The organism is Novosphingobium sp. EMRT-2 (genome assembly GCF_005145025.1).
Taxonomy (GTDB): Bacteria; Pseudomonadota; Alphaproteobacteria; order Sphingomonadales; family Sphingomonadaceae; genus Novosphingobium.
This window is the reverse complement of record NZ_CP039699.1, coordinates 157,185-172,727: the sequence shown is the minus strand read 5'-3', so window position 1 is coordinate 172,727 and position 15,543 is coordinate 157,185. Positions and strand designations below refer to the sequence as shown.

General features: G+C 64.6%; 15 protein-coding genes and 3 pseudogenes. 7 read left to right on the top strand and 11 right to left on the bottom strand.

All coding sequences use genetic code 11. From position 1 onward, the window contains the following. Positions 1–19: 19 nt before the first annotated feature. From FA702_RS22415 to FA702_RS22405, 3 genes and pseudogenes are all read left to right on the top strand, one after another. A pseudogene (locus FA702_RS22415) lies at positions 20–579 on the top strand (integrase core domain-containing protein); the annotation flags it as partial. Positions 580–894: 315 nt separating this feature from the next. Next, a complete protein-coding gene (locus tag FA702_RS22410; RefSeq protein WP_004212722.1) occupies positions 895–1,302 on the top strand; it encodes a single-stranded DNA-binding protein in 408 nt (135 codons plus the stop codon). Between the two features lie 116 nt (positions 1,303–1,418). Continuing rightward, positions 1,419–1,964, top strand: a complete 546-nt coding sequence (locus FA702_RS22405; RefSeq protein ID WP_004212723.1) for a PepSY-associated TM helix domain-containing protein — start codon at positions 1,419–1,421, stop codon at positions 1,962–1,964. Positions 1,965–2,171: 207 nt separating this feature from the next. Here FA702_RS22405 and FA702_RS22400 read toward each other — a convergent pair whose 3' ends face one another. Then, entirely contained in the window at positions 2,172–2,738 is a 567-nt protein-coding gene (locus FA702_RS22400) for a TetR family transcriptional regulator (RefSeq protein WP_004212724.1), read from the bottom strand. Between the two features lie 69 nt (positions 2,739–2,807). Here FA702_RS22400 and FA702_RS22395 point away from each other — a divergent pair, with 69 nt between their 5' ends. Next, complete coding sequence (locus FA702_RS22395; RefSeq protein WP_021245217.1) at positions 2,808–3,638, top strand: SDR family oxidoreductase; 831 nt, start codon at positions 2,808–2,810, stop codon at positions 3,636–3,638. 449 nt (positions 3,639–4,087) lie between these two features. Further along, entirely contained in the window at positions 4,088–5,056 is a 969-nt protein-coding gene (corA, locus tag FA702_RS22390; RefSeq protein WP_004212726.1) for a magnesium/cobalt transporter CorA, read from the top strand. Between the two features lie 61 nt (positions 5,057–5,117). Here corA and FA702_RS22385 read toward each other — a convergent pair whose 3' ends face one another. Both FA702_RS22385 and FA702_RS22380 read right to left on the bottom strand, forming a co-directional pair. Next, on the bottom strand, positions 5,118–5,525 hold the full coding sequence (locus tag FA702_RS22385) for a response regulator (RefSeq protein WP_021245219.1): 408 nt from the start codon (positions 5,523–5,525) through the stop codon (positions 5,118–5,120). A gap of 81 nt (positions 5,526–5,606) precedes the next feature. Next, positions 5,607–6,113, bottom strand: a pseudogene (locus tag FA702_RS22380) (response regulator transcription factor); the annotation flags it as partial. A 197-nt stretch (positions 6,114–6,310) separates the two neighbouring features. Here FA702_RS22380 and istA point away from each other — a divergent pair. Beyond that, positions 6,311–7,774 carry an IS21 family transposase gene (istA, locus tag FA702_RS22375; protein WP_255504932.1) on the top strand — a complete coding sequence of 488 codons (1,464 nt, stop codon included), beginning with the start codon at positions 6,311–6,313 and terminating at the stop codon, positions 7,772–7,774. A gap of 11 nt (positions 7,775–7,785) precedes the next feature. Then, complete coding sequence (gene istB, locus FA702_RS22370; protein ID WP_370385548.1) at positions 7,786–8,640, top strand: IS21-like element helper ATPase IstB; 855 nt, start codon at positions 7,786–7,788, stop codon at positions 8,638–8,640. A 67-nt stretch (positions 8,641–8,707) separates the two neighbouring features. On the opposite strand, the pseudogene fixJ reads toward istB, so the two are convergent. From fixJ to FA702_RS22330, 8 genes and pseudogenes are all read right to left on the bottom strand, one after another. Further along, positions 8,708–8,860, bottom strand: a pseudogene (gene fixJ, locus FA702_RS22365) (DNA-binding response regulator); the annotation flags it as partial. Next, positions 8,850–10,385: a PAS domain S-box protein gene (locus FA702_RS22360; protein WP_136958224.1), complete on the bottom strand. Its 1,536-nt coding sequence runs from the start codon at positions 10,383–10,385 to the stop codon at positions 8,850–8,852. The pseudogene fixJ and the gene FA702_RS22360, both read right to left, overlap by 11 nt. Before the next feature lie 59 nt (positions 10,386–10,444). After that, the gene (locus tag FA702_RS22355; RefSeq protein WP_015449253.1) at positions 10,445–10,918 is read right to left on the bottom strand and encodes a DUF305 domain-containing protein; all 474 of its coding nucleotides are present in this window, start codon (positions 10,916–10,918) and stop codon (positions 10,445–10,447) included. A 90-nt stretch (positions 10,919–11,008) separates the two neighbouring features. Then, the gene (locus FA702_RS22350; RefSeq protein ID WP_136958223.1) at positions 11,009–12,196 is read right to left on the bottom strand and encodes a copper resistance protein B; all 1,188 of its coding nucleotides are present in this window, start codon (positions 12,194–12,196) and stop codon (positions 11,009–11,011) included. Beyond that, a complete protein-coding gene (locus FA702_RS22345) occupies positions 12,193–14,145 on the bottom strand; it encodes a copper resistance system multicopper oxidase (protein ID WP_136958222.1) in 1,953 nt (650 codons plus the stop codon). Before FA702_RS22345 ends, FA702_RS22350 begins: the two co-directional genes overlap by 4 nt. A 66-nt stretch (positions 14,146–14,211) precedes the next feature. Beyond that, complete coding sequence (locus FA702_RS22340) at positions 14,212–14,778, bottom strand: RNA polymerase sigma factor (protein WP_136958221.1); 567 nt, start codon at positions 14,776–14,778, stop codon at positions 14,212–14,214. Continuing rightward, complete coding sequence (locus tag FA702_RS22335; RefSeq protein WP_039335535.1) at positions 14,775–15,212, bottom strand: periplasmic heavy metal sensor; 438 nt, start codon at positions 15,210–15,212, stop codon at positions 14,775–14,777. Before FA702_RS22335 ends, FA702_RS22340 begins: the two co-directional genes overlap by 4 nt. Beyond that, positions 15,212–15,484, bottom strand: coding sequence for a hypothetical protein (locus FA702_RS22330; RefSeq protein ID WP_007406394.1), 273 nt, complete (start codon positions 15,482–15,484; stop codon positions 15,212–15,214). Before FA702_RS22330 ends, FA702_RS22335 begins: the two co-directional genes overlap by 1 nt. Positions 15,485–15,543: the final 59 nt, after the last annotated feature.

Genomic DNA, 15,543 nt, shown 5'->3' with positions numbered 1-15,543 from the left:
ATCGTAGTTGTCGCCACGCAGGCTGCGCCCGGAGCATCGCGGCATGTGTGGTCCTACGACTTCGTCGAGGATCAGACGCACAACGGTCGCAAGTTCCGAATGCTCAACATTATCGACGAGTTCAGCCGGGAATGCCTGGCGATGGTGCCGCTGCGGCGCTTCCGGTCGAACGACGTGATTGACGTGCTGACCGATCTGTTCATCGAGCATGGGCCGCCCGAGCATATCAGATCCGATAACGGCCCCGAGTTCGTCGCTAATGCGGTGCGCGAGTGACTCGGCAGGCTTGGCGTCATTACCCTCTATATCGAGCCCGGCAGCCCATGGGAGAACGGCTATATCGAAAGCTTCAATGCCCGTCTGCGAGATGAACTGCTCAACGGCGAAATCTTCTACAGCCTTGAGGAGGTGCGGATCGTCACCGGCTGGTGGCGCGATCATTACAACCGAGCACGGCCCCACAGCAGTCTCGGATATCGACCACCGGCCCCGGAGACGATCAAGATGCCAGCCTGGCCGCTCGGCTCCGCTACGCTCCGCCTCCCGCCCAGGCTGGTATCAGAGGCGCAGATCAACTAACTACACAACCGGACCAGTCATTGCGGGCAGTCCATGTCCTGAGCTCGGCCCATCGCGATGTTGCGACATGGCTCTGCCGTTGCCTGGCGCCGAGGGAAAGCGCCCTCCGCCTGACTGATCCCCTAAGCCCGGACGGTTGCCGTGGGGCAACCCCCGCGGTGCCGGACCGGGTTGTCGCTCGCGCGCCTGCCCGCACCACTCCGGCCCTTGTGGGTCGGGTCGCCGCTTGCGCGTCGATGCCCTCGTCTCCCGCCGGTCTTGGCCGGGTCTCGTCGGAGGGACGGTCCCTCGGACGGAAGCAACAGAGATTTGATCATGCAGAACATCGTCATTCTTGCCGGCAATATCGGCATGGATCCGGAGAGCCGCACCACCCAGGGCGGGACCCGCATCACCCACTTCACCCTGGCGACCTCGCGTCCCCGCTATTCGGAAGGCAAGGTCGTTCGCGATGAGAAAGGCTACCGCGTCCAGGACACCGAATGGCATCGGATCACCGCGTTCAATGGCCTCGGCAAGACCGTGCAGGAGCATTGCACCAAGGGCATGAAGCTGCTGGTGCGCGGCCGCATCCATTACAGCGAATGGACCGATGGCGACGGCGTCGAGCGCTACGGCACCGAGATCATCGCCGAGACGATCGACTTCCTCAGCCGGGCGAAATCTAAGTCCGACGAGGCCGGCGACCCTGATCCTGAGCTCGACGACGACGTGCCCTTCTGACCCCCGGATCCCCGCGCGCTTGTGGCGCGCGGGGGCATCCAGCGGCGAGCCGGATTTGCCATAGCTCGCGAGGGATTTTGCAGGCGGGGGCGTCTGCACTATCCGCTTTCCGTCGCATGGGATCGAAGATCGCATGCCACACCGACCTCAACGAGGCCACGCTCAAAAATACGCCGCGCGGTCCGATATGGGTCCTCAAGGCGCGGGGCGGAAGCGAAAGCTGGTGGAACGCCTACACTGGCGAAAATGTCGATGAGATCAGTCTGGCAGACGCTCGGCGCTATGCTCTGATGTCCTACAAAGGATCCGGCAGGCTGCAGGCGGTCGACTATCAGGAAACGGCGCCCGAGGAAGCGCAGGTCGGCGGGCCGCTGTGGCGCGCCAGCTTCGCCGACAAGGAGCATAGTCGCCTCTATCTGGATCCGTTCACCGGAGAGGTGCTCAGTCGCCGTTCGGACCTGTGGGACTTCTATGATTTCTTTTACAAAATCCATATCATGAACCTTGGCGCCTCGCGCAGTTACAACCATCCACTGATCGTTGTCGCTGCATCGGCGACGTTGCTCATCGTGGTCACCGGGATCGTCATTCTGTTTTATCGCCTTGCGAAGGATCTCAAACGACTGCTGACGAAACGTCGCGCATCAAGGCCTGCGACCTGAGGTCATCGCGCTGCGACGGGCTCACTTGCCGATCCACTCCGGTTCGGCTGTGGCCGCGCAATTCTGATCGTCGCTCGGCCCGCCGTGCCCACGGGCAGCGCGAGCAGATGAGCCGCCGTATCTTCGCGGTCGGGTATTGTCGCGGGGTGCGATGGAGCTTGCTGTGTCCTGATCGGCGCGCGGGCGGGCAACGCGCGCCTCGCACGATCACACGCGCAGCAGTCGCCCCACCGCTCGCATGATCGTCGCCCTGCGCGCCGCATGCTCGGTAGCGTCGCGTGCGGCTCCGGTCATGCACCAGAGCTGGGTGAGGGCGGCGACAAGCCGGACGACGTCCATGGGCGTGAAGTCGGCGACGATCCGCCCCTCGGCCTGCGCCGCTGCGATCCCGTCCAGCTTCTCCCCGAGAAGGACCTCGCCGGCCGGGAGCATCAGAACATCCTGGCCACGCTCCAAATGATGCCAGGTCAGCAGCCTCCACAAGCGCGGGCGCTCGACCAGCAAGTCATAGGTGCGCCCCGCATAACCCTCAAGATCATTGGGATCGAAGCGATCGGCCTGCGCCGCGTCCATCACTTCCTGCGTCAGCGCGGCATCGAAGAGCGCCTCCTTGTCCCCGAAATAGGTGTAGAGCATCGGCTTGCTGATACCCGCCGCCTGCGCAATGCGATCGATCCGCGCGCCCGCCAGCCCATGGGACGCGAACTCCTCGGTCGCTGCAGCCAGGAGCGTCTCGCGGCTCTGTGCGGCATTCCGCCTGGTTCGTTCCTTCATCACACCTCCCGGCATTGACGCATTCCACATATGAAGTTACCTACCAGTTGGTAATATATGGAGCAGCATATGTCCAATCACTGGTTTCTCACGGGCGCGTCCAGCGGCATTGGCCGCCATCTGGCCGAACTGATCCTGGCCGCGGGCGACGACCTTACCGCGACGGCTCGCAGGCCCGAAAGCCTCGACGACCTTGCGGCGAAATATCCGAGCCAGCTGCGCGTCGAAGCGCTCGACGTCACGGTCAAGGACGATATTGCTGCGGTCGTGGCCCGGGCGCAGGCGCGTCGACCCGTCGATATTCTGGTCAACAACGCCGGCGGCGGCGTGATCGGCGCCACCGAAGAGATGTCGGACGCCGAGGTCGAAGGCCAGATCGCGCTCAATCTCATGGCGCCCATCCACATCACCCGCGCCTTTGTCCCCGCGATGCGCCTGCGCGGGAGCGGCCGGATCATCCAGATCTCCAGCGCCAGCGGTCAGGGCTCGCTTCCGACGAGCAGTCTCTATCATGCGGCCAAATGGGGCCTGGAGGGCTTCAGCGAATGCCTCCGCCAGGAGCTTGAACCCTTCAACCTGTTCGTGACGCTGATCGAGCCGGGTGGCGCGCGCACCAGCTTCAGCCACAACCTGCAATTCGCCAGCGAGATCGCCGCCTATCGCGATACGCCCGCCGGCGATATCCGCAAGATGTTCGAGACCGCCGGAAACGAGCTCTACACGCTCGACCCGCAAAAGATCGCGCAAGCGATCGTCGATGTCGCAACCAGCGACCATCCGCCGCTGCGCGTGACTCTGGGGGGTGACGCTTTCGGCGTTGTCCAGGCGGCGCTGCAATCGCGGCTCGCCTTTCTGCAGTCCCAGGAAGCGCTCGCGCGCTCGGTCGCTTTCGACAGTTGAGCTTTTCCGTCTTCCAGCTTTCGTCTCCGCGCGGTGCGATGCGCCTCACCGGGGCCCGGCAACCCCTGTCGTCAGCGCCGCTATCCGATACTTAGGTATAGCCATCCGACACGATTGCCGAAGCGCCAAACGGGCAATCGCTTGGTACCATCGCAAGAGAGGAAAACCTTCGCGGTCGCCAATCAAGGGTGCGCGGACCTTCGCAGTCTGCGTGCCCTTGATGTGGCAGCGCGCCGCCCAGCCACGCGCGTCATGAACGGGAGCGGCCTTCTGCGAAACCCAACGCTCCGCCGCATCTTCTATAAGCTCTCGCTCGAATTGCTGCGCGCCGCCTTCGTCTTCCTGCGACTGGGGTTAAAGGGCGAGGCGCGCCTGCTTGTGCACGCGTCTCAATGGGCGAGGCACACGGCTTCCGGTCGCCGCCGCAGGTGGCGGCACCGGAAAGTGCCATGAGCGTCGTCGCCGCCTTTCTTTATCACGAGGGCAAACGGCTGCGGCCGGTGACCCTGATCGATCCGGCGTGCGAGCATATCGCCAAGGATGACTTTGTGTGGATCGGCCTCTCCCAGCCCAGCGAAACAGAACTTGCCGACATCGCCGGAAATTACGGCCTTCACCCGCTTGCCGTGGAAGATGCCGGCAACGGCCACCAGATTTCCAAGCTCGACGTCTACGGTGACCAGTTGTTCATCGTCGCCAGGACGGCACATCTTGAAGGCGATCATATCGCCTACGGCTCCACCGCGATTTTCCTGGGCAAGAATTTCCTCATCACCGTTCGGCAGGGTTCGGCACGCTCGCACAGCGAGCTTCGCGCGCATCTCGAAATCACGCCGGACCTGCTGCGCGAGGGCCCGGACTATGTGCTCCATGCCATTCTGGACTTCATCGTCGATGGCTATTTCCCGATCGTCGAGGCGATCGAGGAGGACGTCCTCAAGATGGAGCAGCGCATGCTTGCAGCCTTTCTCACCCGCGAGGAGGTGACCCGGATTTTCACGCTGCGGCGTGAGCTCGTCCGCTTCCAACGCGTGCTCGGACCCATGCTCGAGGTCGGTCGCAAGCTGGTGAACCTGCAGCTTCCGCGGCTTGATGAGGCCTCCAAACCCTATTTCCGTGATTTGCTCGATCACATGCTCCGGGTTGAGAGCGCCATCACCGGCATCCGCGACATCCTGATCTCGGTGTTCGAGGCGAGTCACCTGCTCGAACAGCAGCGCCAGGGTGCGATCACGCGTCAGCTCGCCGCCTGGGCCGCGATCCTCGCGGTGCCTACCGCGATTGCCGGGATCTACGGGATGAACTTCGAGAATATGCCCGAACTGAAGACGCAGTGGGGATATTTCGTCATCCTCGGCGTCATCGCTGCGGTCTGCATCGGACTCTACATCCGGTTCAAACGCAACCACTGGCTTTGACGTCGCTGACCGCTGTCCACATCGCGCAGGGCTGAGGCCGCCGGGGGCAGGTTGCCACAGTTCAATGCTTTCGAAGCGTCTCGGCGCGGTGCCGGTCCAACGCATCGAGCAAAGCCCTGCCGATCAACGGCTTTGCGAGAACGTGATCGAAGCCCGCCTCGGCGGCCCGCGAGGCCAGCAGCGTGTCGTGAAAGCCTGAGATCATGATGGCCCGTCCCGACCATCCGATCTCGCGAAGGTGACGCAGCATCGCGAATCCGTCGATGTCGGGCATGCGATAGTCGAGGATGACGCAGTCCGCCTCCTTCGCGCGGGGGTCGGCCAACAGCGCGCGGCCGGTCGTATATCCCCACACGGCATAGCCGCGCGATCTCAGCAGCAGCTGGAGGCCACGCCGCACGCCGGGATCGTCGTCGGAGACGAGGATGGTGTATCTGCCATCATGCTGGGTGGAACGGACCGATGGCATTGCGAGAAGCGGACACCCGTGTGACGATTGCACCATCGATCGCATATCGCGCCTCGTCCCGTCGCTACGTAGAGGTCGCAGTCACTTCGGCTTGCGGCCCATGCCCGCGGCAAAGGCGATCCGCAGGGCTTCGGACAGATTGCGGACCTCGAGCTTGGCCATCAGGCTCGCGCGATGGACCTCGACCGTTCGCGATGAACAGCCCAGGTCATAGGCGATCGTCTTGTTGGGCAGGCCGTTGGCCAGCCTTTCGAGCACTTCCCGCTCCCGGGGCGTCAGTGCAGCGACCCGCACCCCTGCTTCGGACGTTTCCAGGGTACGAAGGTCGACATCGTCGAGACGCGCGAACGCGCGGCTGACGGCGCCGAGCAGGGCGGCTTTCTCGAAGGGTTTCTCGAGAAAGTCGACCGCGCCGCCTTTCATGGCCTGCACCGCAACCGACACGTCGCCATGGCCGGTCAGGACGATGACCGGCATGTTGACCCCGCGTGCTGCCATGGCGGCCTGAATCTCGAGACCGTCCATCTCGGGCATGCGCACGTCGAGGATGACGCAGCCGACGTGTTGCGCGACGATCAGGTTGAGAAAGCGCGACAATCAAGATGGGAATCCGGTGTGTCGGGATCGGCGGAGGGCGTAGCCCGTAGCCGGTCCCGACACACCGGAGGCGCTCTTTGCGGGGTGCCTGTGATGGTCGTGGTGGCCGCTATGCATGAGGTTTTCCGAGAAGGAGGACCTGACGTGTGGCCGGTCGACACATCAACGATCATCAGGTGAGACTTTTCATGACCAACAGACGTAATGACCCCGTCGCTCTGGCGGCGGCTAAGGCTGGATTCAGCCCGGCGACGGGCTATCGGGTTCTTCAGGACGCCCGGTTGCCATCACAGCGGCAAACGCCACGCAGCCGGCGCCGGCCTGACCCCCTTGCCGGTATCTTCGATGAGGTGGTCGTGCCGATGCTGGAGGCTGCTCCGGGCCTGCGGCCTATCGCGATCTTCGAGGAACTGCGGCGCCGATACCCCGAGACGGTGTTCGGCTCCCGGCGAACCCTGGAGAGGCGCATTCGCGACTGGCGCGCGATGAACGGGCAAGATCGCGAAGTCATCTTCCGGCAGGTGCACGAGGCCGGGCGGCTCGGCCTGTCCGATTTTACGTGCATGGACGATCTGGCTGTCTCGATCGCCGGACAACCACTGGATCACCTGCTCTATCACTTCCGGTTGCCGCGCGGCGGTTTCGAGCATGGGCACGTCATCCTGGGCGGCGAGAGTTTCGTTGCCTTGGCCGAAGGGCTGCAGAACGCACTCTGGTCCGCAGGCGGTGCGCCGAAGCTTCATCGTACCGACAGCCTCTCGGCCGCCTTCCGCAATCTGGAGGCCGATGCCAGGATCGACCTGACCAGGCGCTATGACGCGCTCTGTGCCCATTATGGAATGGAGCCCACGAGGAACAACCGGGGCGTTGCTCACGAGAACGGCGCGATCGAGAGTGCCCATGGTCATATCAAGGCTGCCGTGAAGGATGCGCTGCTGCTGCGAGGTAGCGGCGACTTCGCTGACCTTGCCGACTATCGCCGCTTCATCGACGAGGTCGTAAATGCGCGCAACCGGCGGCACAGCCCCGGGATCGATGCCGAACGCAAGTTCCTGCAGTCGCTGCCGGACGTGCGCACCACCGATTACGAGGAGATCCTCGTGACGGTCACATCCTCGGGCGGCTTCACGCTGCGCAAGGTGTTCTACACGGTCCCATCCCGCCTAATCGGGCACCGTTTGCGGGTCCGCCTGTATGATGACCGCCTCGACGTCTTCATCGGGGGCACGAGGCTCATGACCCTGCCGCGCGGCCGCGCCGGCATGAACGGGAAGCACGGCCACGTCGTTGATTACCGCCACGTGATCCATTCCCTGCGCCGCAAGCCCATGGCGCTGCTGGGGCTGGTTTATCGCGACAGCCTGTTCCCGCGAGATGCCTATCGCCTGATGTTCGACCACCTGCTGGAAGTTCAGGGCGAGCGGGAAGCCTGCCGCACCACCGTCGAACTTCTGGCCATGGCCCACGAACGTGCCTGCGAGGCCGAACTCGCCGGGATCCTGACCGATGATCTGACCGCGCGCCGAACGCCGTGCCTGACAACCTTGCGGGCCCGGTTCTGTCCGGACCCCGCCGATCTGCCCGAAGTCGTGGTCGAACTGGTGCCGCTCTCGATCTACGACGGACTTATCGAACAGGGAGAAGCCGCATGAGTGCAGTTCCCATGATCGATGCACAGCGCCTCAGCCTCATGCTCAACGAGCTGCGCCTGCCCACCATCAAGCACATCTGGGGGGACTTCGCCGCCCAGGCTGACAAGGAGGGGTGGCCCGCGAGCAGGTTCCTCGCCGCGCTCGCCGAACACGAACTCGCCGAACGAGATCGCCGCCGGATCGAGCGTCACCTGGCAGAGGCCCATCTGCCTGCAGGCAAGACCCTGGACTGCTTCGCCTTCGATGCCGTGCCGATGATCTCCAAGGCCCAGGTCATGGCCCTGTGCGCCGGCGATGGCTGGCTCGAACAAGGGGCCAACCTCATCCTGTTCGGTCCGCCGGGCGGCGGCAAATCCCATCTGGCCGCGGCAATCGGCCTTGCGCTGGTGGAACGGGGCTGGAGGGTTCTGTTTTCTCGAACCTCCGACCTCGTGCAACGCCTGCAGGTCGCCCGACGCGAACTTGCACTCGAATCCGCCATGGCCAAGCTCGACAAATACCACCTGCTCGTTCTCGACGACTTTGCCTACATCTCGCGCGATCAGGCCGAGACGTCGGTGCTCTTCGAGTTGATCAGCGCACGCTACGAACGACGGTCGTTGCTGATCACCGCCAACCAGCCCTTCGGCGAATGGAACAGGGTCTTCCCCGATCCCGCCATGACACTCGCCGCTGTCGACAGGCTCGTGCACCACGCCACCATCTTCGAGATGAACGTCGAAAGTTACCGGCGGCGCACCGCACAGGCCAGGCGCACCGGTGCCGGCCGCCCGGCCGCCTACACCACGCCAAAGATCCTCGAGACCATCCGCGTCAATCAGGATGAGAACGACGAACTTGCCAGCGACAATCAAAACAGCCACTGATCGACGCGCCGTGACAATCACATTCTCATCCTGATTGACGCGCAATCCTCATACAGTTTGTCGCGCTACAGCCGACGGCCGCCGACTTCGCCTCCTTGAGAAACTCCACGCCCGAGGCATAGGTCACGACGTCGTAGCCCGCGGTCTTGAGCGCAAAGCTCGCCGCCTTGCGGATGCTCTCCTCGTCGTCGACCAGATGAATGATGCGTCTATCCCCCATGTTCCTCCTTCGCCCGCGCGTGGATCAGCGTGAAGTGAAAGCGCGCGCCGCCGCGGTCGGGGCGCTCCATCCAGATACGGCCCCCATGCGCTTCGATGATGGTCCGGCAGATCGAGAGGCCGAGGCCCATGCCGTCGGCCTTTGTCGAGTTGAACGCCGTGAAGAGCTGCTCGCGGACCTCGTCGGCGATGCCGGGGCCGGTATCCTCCACGGTCACCTCGATCAGCCCGTCAGGGCGCAACCTGGTCGCTACCTTGAGGTCGCGAACAGGACACGCCGCCATCGCCTCGATGGCGTTGCGCATCAGGTTGACCAGCACCTGCTGGATCTGCACCCTGTCGACGAGAACCGGCGTCGCGGCGGGATCGACCGCGAAGAAGCTGCGGATGCCGCGCTCGCGTGTACCGACCAGCGCGAGCTCGCTCGCCTCGGCGACAACCTGCGGCAGATCGTGGAGGCTCTTGTCGACCTCGCCGCGGGCGACGAAATCGCGCAGGCGCCGGACGATATGGCCGGCCCGCAGCGTTTCCTGTGCCGCATCATCCATCACCGACCGTAGCGACACGAAGGGTTCGTCGTCCCGCTCGTCGAGCATGTCGCGGATCGTCTCGAGATAGAGCGCGACCGCGGCAAGCGGCTGGTTGAGCTCATGCGCGAGGGTCGAGGCCATCGTGCCCATCGCGCTCAGCCGGGAGACATGGACCAGCTCTGCCTGCAGTTCCTTGAGCCTGAGCTCATCCTGCTCCTTGGCGGTGAGATCCCGGATGAAGCCGGTGAACAACCGCTGCCCGTCTTCACCGGCCTCGCCAACCGACAGCTGCATCGGGAAAGTCGAGCCGTCGCGGCGCTGGCCGACCACGACGCGACCGAGGCCAATGATCCGGCGCTCGCCGGTCTGCAGATAATGCGCGAGATATTGGTCATGCCGGTCGCGATCGGGCTGGGGCATGAGGCAGGAGACGTTGCGGCCGACGAGCTCGGCTTCGCTGTAGCCGAACAGGCGTTGGGCCGCTGCGCTGAACGACGTGATGGCGCCGGTCTCGTCGATGATGATCATCGCATCCGGCACCGTCGCCAGAATCGATTGCAGATGCTGCTCGCGGGTCTCGATCGATGCGCGGACCGCCGCCTCGTCGGTGACATCGCGGCTGATGCAGGCGAAGCCTCGATGTGTGTCGCCTTCGAACAGGGCGCTGATCGTCAGGCGCGCGAGATATTCCGCGCCGTTCTCGCAGACCCGCCACGCTTCGCGCTCCAGCGTGCCCTCGTGAAGGGCGGCCGCCAGGTCTGCGCCTGGACGACGCGCCGCAATCTCGTCAGGCGGGTAGAACAGGTCGTGGGGCTGTCCCAGAACGCGATCGAGCGGCCAGCATTCGGCACGCTCGCCTTCTTCATTATAGCTCAGCACGATCCCGGCAGGATCGAGCAGCGTCAGGACATGGCCGCCAGCCTGTCGCAGGAACAACGGCGCAAGCCGCACCACCTCCCTGGCAATCTCGTCCGGCCCGCGCCTCGTGTCGACCATCGTCCCGGCTCACATGCCTGGCCGGGCGCACGTATCCGGGCGTAGCCCGACCGTGCCACTCAGCGCCGCGCGAGTATGGCCTTCATCTCGTCGATTTCCTGCCGCTGCGAGCGCTTGATCGCTTCGCAAAGCCGGATGACTTCCGGATCGCTGAGCTTTGCTTCCTGGCACATCAGGATCGCCCCGGAATGATGCGGGATCATCGAGCGCAGAAAGGCCGTGTCGCCGATCGTGGTCTGGGTGCGGATGAGTGCAAAGCTGCCGAAGAAGGCGACCAGCGACGCGGCGATCAGCGCGATGTTGGCGGCCTTCGACACGAACATGTGTCGCATGGCGAGGATCATCAGCACCACCATCGGTGCGACCATCATCAGCGTCATGTAGAGCATGTTGAGGTTGTTGTAGAAGCTGTCGAGCCCGTCGATCATGACGAACATCACCAGATACATGATGACGCCGCTGATGACGGTCTGAACGGCAAGGCTCCAATAGGCACCCATCTTCCGGGTGTTCATGTGGGACGAATGGTCCATGGCGTATCTCCTTCGCTCGGCGCCGGCCGACCTGGGTATGAGTGTAACGCCCCGCTCTCTTGTTCGCCCCCGCCATCAGCTGTCCCGATCCTAGAACCAGAAGCGGATGCCGGCGACGAAGCTGGTGGCATGGACGTCCTCGCCCGCAAGCCTCGACAGCCGCGCCGTGTCTCCGGCTTTGCGCAGATAGGAAACGCCGATGTAAGGTGCGAACTGGCGGCTGAATTCGTAGCGCAGGCGCGCGCCGAGCTCTATGTTGACCAGCCCCGAACCGATGTCGTTCTCCGGAATATCCTGCGCGGCGAAATTGACCTCGGCGCGCGGCTGCAAGATCAGGCGCTGGGTGATGCGCTGGTCGTAATAGCCCTCGACCCGGCCCAGAAGGTCGCCCTTGGTCGAGAGGAACAGCGCGCCTTCGACCTCGAACATGCCAGGAGCCAGGCCCTCGACGCCGATCGTCGCGTAGGTGCGGTCGGGCCCGCGGCCGAAGTCCTGGCGGATACCGCCCTGAAGATTGAAATAGGGGTCGATGGCCCGGCTGTAGAGCACCTGCACCTCGGCGCTGTCGATGCCGCGGCCGAACTCGCCTTCGCCCTCGCTCTTGAGCCAGAGGCGGTTGATGTCGCCGCCGTAAAAGCCTTCGCCATCCCAGCGATAGCCATCGCGGCCGCTATGCGCCTGATACTCGAACAGGTTGAGCAGCACCTGCCCGAAATTGTTGCCGCCGCTGTCCTTCATCATGATGTCGCGCGAGCGCGCCATCTCGCCGCCGGGAAAATCCCGATCGGCGAAGTGGTCGCCTGGGGGCGGCGGCGGGGGCGCATTGCCGGCCGGAAGTGCGGTGCCGGTCATTTGCATGCCGGGCATGGCGGGCGTTCCCGGCGTCGCTGTCTGGCCATGCTGCGCATGGTCCATCCCGGGCATGTCGGGCATCGCGCCGTCCTGATGCTGGGAGTGGTCCATGCCCGGCATCTCCGGCATTGCGGGAGACGTGGATTGCGGCTGACCGGCCGCATTTGCTTGCGCCGCGGGAGTGGTCTGGTGCTGCGAATGGTCCATTGCCGGCATGGTGTCCGGCGCTGGCTTCTGAGCGCGCGGCCTGGCAGTGGGCTTGGGGCGCGGCGCGGCGGCCTTGTCCTTCTTTTTCTCCTGCGCCGGCCGCGCCCCGCCCGGCGGCGCCATGCCGGGCATGTCGTGCATCGAATGATCCTGGGCAAAGGCGGGTGCGGCGGCGAGAAGGGCGATCGCGCTCACCAGCGGCGTGAGGATGCGGGTCATTGCGCGTCTCCCTTCGGACGCACGCTCACGACCCGCATCATCCCTGCATGCATGTGGTAGAGGAGATGGCAGTGGAAGGCCCAGTCCCCGACCGCGTCGGCGGTGAAGTCCCAGCTCACCTTGCCGCCGGGCTGGACGATGACGGTGTGCTTGCGCGGCGCATGGTCGCCATGCCCGGTCACCAGCTCGAAGAAATGGCCGTGGATGTGGATCGGATGCCCCATCATCGTGTCGTTGATGAGATTGACGCGCACCCGCTCGCCTTCGATGAACGGGATCGGCTCGTGATGGTCCGACATTTTTTCGCCGTCGAACGACCACATGAACCGCTCCATGTTGCCGGTGAGGTGGATGTCGATGCTGCGGCTCGGCGCGCGCACGTCTGGATTGCGCTCGAGCGCCATCAGATCCTTGTAGACGAGCACCTTGTGGCCGACGTCGGTGAGGCCCTGGCCGGGCTCGCCGGTGCGGTCGACGGGCATCGGCGAGATGGTCTGGACGCTCGGATCGCGCTTCACCTGCGGCGCGTTCGAGAAGTCGCGCATCTTCATCGAACCCATCGCGTGCCCGCCATGATCCATGCCCGCCATCTGGCCATCGGCGCCCATCGCGCCGTGGTCCATGCCGGCCATCGATCCATGATCCATCCCGCTCATCGCGGAATGATCCATCCCCGAATGGTCCATGCCCGCCATGGCGCTGTTGTCCATGGTCGCCATCGCTGCCGCCGCGCCGGTCGCGAGGCGCGCGGACGCGTTCTTCTCGGCCGTCGGATCGACGCCCCGCATAGCGCCGCCCGACATGTCCATGCCTTCCATGCCCGGCATCGAGGACATGTCCATGCCCATGTCCTTCATGTCGGCGAGCGGCCGTTTGCGTAAGGGGGGAACCTCGCCGGCCATGCCGGCGCGCGGCGCGAGCGTGGCACGCGCCATGCCCGAGCGGTCGATCGCCTCGCCGACAAGGGTGTAGGCCTTGTCATCGCCTGGGCTGACAACGACGTCGTAGGTCTCGGCAACACCAATCTGGAACTCGTCGACGGTGACCGGCACCACATTCTGCCCGTCGGCCTGGACGATGGTCAGCGGCAGGCCGGGGATGCGGACGTTGAAGGTGGTCATCGCCGACGCATTGATGACCCGCAGCCGCACCCGTTCGCCCGGGGTGAAGAGCGCGGTCCAGTTGTCCATCGGACCATGGCCGTTGACGAGATAGGTGTAGGTGGATCCGGTCACATCGGAGATGTCGGCCGGGTCCATCCGCATCTGGCCCCAGTCGAGCCGGTCCTTGAGCGGCTGATCCTTGCCCGACAGGAGCCCGGCCAGGGTCTGGCGCTGGAAATTGAAATGGCCGGGGTTGACCTTGAGGCGCCGGAAGATCGCCTGCGGCGAGAGCGCGCTGTGATCGGCGAGCACGATGACATGCTCGCGGTCATAGGCGACCGGATCGGCACCGGCGGGATCGATGATGATCGGGCCGTAATGGCCTTCCTGTTCCTGCAGGCCTGAATGGCTGTGATACCAGTAGGTGCCGCTTTGCACGACGGGGAACTGGTAGAGGTAGTTCGATCCCGGCTTGATGCCCGGAAAAGACACGCCCGGCACACCGTCCATATTGGCCGGCAGGATCAGCCCGTGCCAGTGGATCGAGCTGTCCTCCTCCAGCTGATTGATGACGTTGAGCCGCACGCGCTGGCCCTCGCGCAGCCGGATCAGCGGGGCGGGGACCGTGCCGTTGAGGCCGATTGCCCGGAACTTGCGCCCGTCGATGGTCATCGACTGCCGGGCGATGGTGAGCGTGATGTCTTCGCCCGACACGGTCGGCAGCGTCGGTCGCATCCCCGGCGAGATCGTCTGCGCCCAGGCCGGCAGCCAGGCTGACAATGCTGCGCCGCCGCCGGCGAGGGCCGCGCCGCGGAGGAACTGGCGGCGGTCGAGAGCAGAAATCATTCGGTTGTCTCAGCTTTAAGAAAGAGGGCGGACCTATTGGAAATACGCAGCGTGGCCTCATCCCCCTCAAACTTTCTTCAACATTTCCGCGAGGCGTGCGCGGGCGCGGTAGAGGCGGGTCTCGACTGCCTTCTGGCTGATGCCGAGAATCTCGGCGGTTTCGGCTTCCGATTTCTCGTCGATCGTCCGCAGGATGAGCGTGTCTTTGAGAGAGGCGGGCAGGGCGGCGATCGCTTTCATCGCCTCTGCCAGTTGCTGCTCGGCGCCGATTGCCTGGTCGGGTAGCGGCGCCTCATCGGCGACGTCATCCGCCTCGCCCAGCGGCAGGGCCATGGAGAAGAAGTTCCGGACCGCGCGCCGGCGCCGCCAGTCATGGCATTTGTTGATGACGATCCGGGACATCCAGACCTGGAAGGGTCGCGCAGCGTCATAGCGGTTGAGTGCGGCGAAGGCGGCGACGAAGCTTGCCTGCGTGACGTCCAGCGCCTCCTCTCCGTCACCTATATGGCTGCGCACGAGGCGGTGCACCCAGCCCTGATGCCGGCGGACCAGCTCGCCATAGGCCGCTTGCCGGCCTCCAAGCGCCAGAGCCGCGAGCTCCCCGTCCGAGCAGTCGGGGAGGCACGCGGTCATTTGGACTTGGCCGTCAGCGCTTTCACTACGGCGTCGTCGAACTTCTCGGTCTGATCGGGACGCAGCACGGCCCGCATTGCGAAGATGTGCTCGAGCGTTTCCTTCTGCAGGGCCCCCATGGCCTGGTGCGAGCGATCCACCGCCGCTGCGACTTGCGGGCCATAGCCATGCTCCGCTTCGATCGCCTCCGCGAGGCGCGCATTGTCGGCGCGCAGTTCGGCCTCCAGCGCTTGACGCCGTAAGGCGTAGTTCTTCTCGATTGTCTCGAGCCGGCTGTGTTGCGCGGAATCCAGCTTCAGATCGCGATGGAGCAGCTCGTGCAGCTCATTTTCGACCGGGCGCACCGGAACCACATAGACGCGGCCGATGACCACACCGGCGATCGCCGCGGCAAAGGTCAGCAGGACGAGGAGCAGGAGCCGGCGGTCGCGCATCATTGTGAACTCAGCAGCGTCGAAGGAGCGAGCGCGAGCCGCGCGTCAAAGGGCGATATCGGCCCGGCTTCGGTCGACCGCACAGGCACGGCCGAGCCGGCAATTCCCAGGAACAAGGCTGCTGCCGCGGCGATACCGAATGTCGTGGCGCTCAGGCGGGGCATGGCCTGGAGCCGGGCGATCTCGGCCATGACGCGGCTGTCCAGCCCGGCAAGCCGGGGATCGAGCGGCGCTTCCCGCAACCGGCTGAGCATGTCGTCGAGGTGGTCCATGATGTTTCTCCGTCTTCACTTCTCAATACGCAGGATGGTCCGGCAACCCTTGTCCGGGA

Excerpts from the sequence above, each read along its gene's own strand:
- FA702_RS22410 (WP_004212722.1), top strand. The coding sequence starts at position 895 with ATGCAGAACATCGTCATTCTTGCCGGCAATATCGGCATGGATCCGGAG.
- FA702_RS22405 (WP_004212723.1), top strand. The coding sequence starts at position 1,419 with ATGGGATCGAAGATCGCATGCCACACCGACCTCAACGAGGCCACGCTC.
- FA702_RS22400 (WP_004212724.1), bottom strand. The coding sequence starts at position 2,738 with ATGAAGGAACGAACCAGGCGGAATGCCGCACAGAGCCGCGAGACGCTC.
- FA702_RS22395 (WP_021245217.1), top strand. The coding sequence starts at position 2,808 with ATGTCCAATCACTGGTTTCTCACGGGCGCGTCCAGCGGCATTGGCCGC.
- corA (WP_004212726.1), top strand. The coding sequence starts at position 4,088 with ATGAGCGTCGTCGCCGCCTTTCTTTATCACGAGGGCAAACGGCTGCGG.
- FA702_RS22385 (WP_021245219.1), bottom strand. The coding sequence starts at position 5,525 with ATGCCATCGGTCCGTTCCACCCAGCATGATGGCAGATACACCATCCTC.
- istA (WP_255504932.1), top strand. The coding sequence starts at position 6,311 with ATGACCAACAGACGTAATGACCCCGTCGCTCTGGCGGCGGCTAAGGCT.
- istB (WP_370385548.1), top strand. The coding sequence starts at position 7,786 with ATGATCGATGCACAGCGCCTCAGCCTCATGCTCAACGAGCTGCGCCTG.
- FA702_RS22360 (WP_136958224.1), bottom strand. The coding sequence starts at position 10,385 with ATGGTCGACACGAGGCGCGGGCCGGACGAGATTGCCAGGGAGGTGGTG.
- FA702_RS22355 (WP_015449253.1), bottom strand. The coding sequence starts at position 10,918 with ATGGACCATTCGTCCCACATGAACACCCGGAAGATGGGTGCCTATTGG.
- FA702_RS22350 (WP_136958223.1), bottom strand. The coding sequence starts at position 12,196 with ATGACCCGCATCCTCACGCCGCTGGTGAGCGCGATCGCCCTTCTCGCC.
- FA702_RS22345 (WP_136958222.1), bottom strand. The coding sequence starts at position 14,145 with ATGATTTCTGCTCTCGACCGCCGCCAGTTCCTCCGCGGCGCGGCCCTC.
- FA702_RS22340 (WP_136958221.1), bottom strand. The coding sequence starts at position 14,778 with ATGACCGCGTGCCTCCCCGACTGCTCGGACGGGGAGCTCGCGGCTCTG.
- FA702_RS22335 (WP_039335535.1), bottom strand. The coding sequence starts at position 15,212 with ATGCGCGACCGCCGGCTCCTGCTCCTCGTCCTGCTGACCTTTGCCGCG.
- FA702_RS22330 (WP_007406394.1), bottom strand. The coding sequence starts at position 15,484 with ATGGACCACCTCGACGACATGCTCAGCCGGTTGCGGGAAGCGCCGCTC.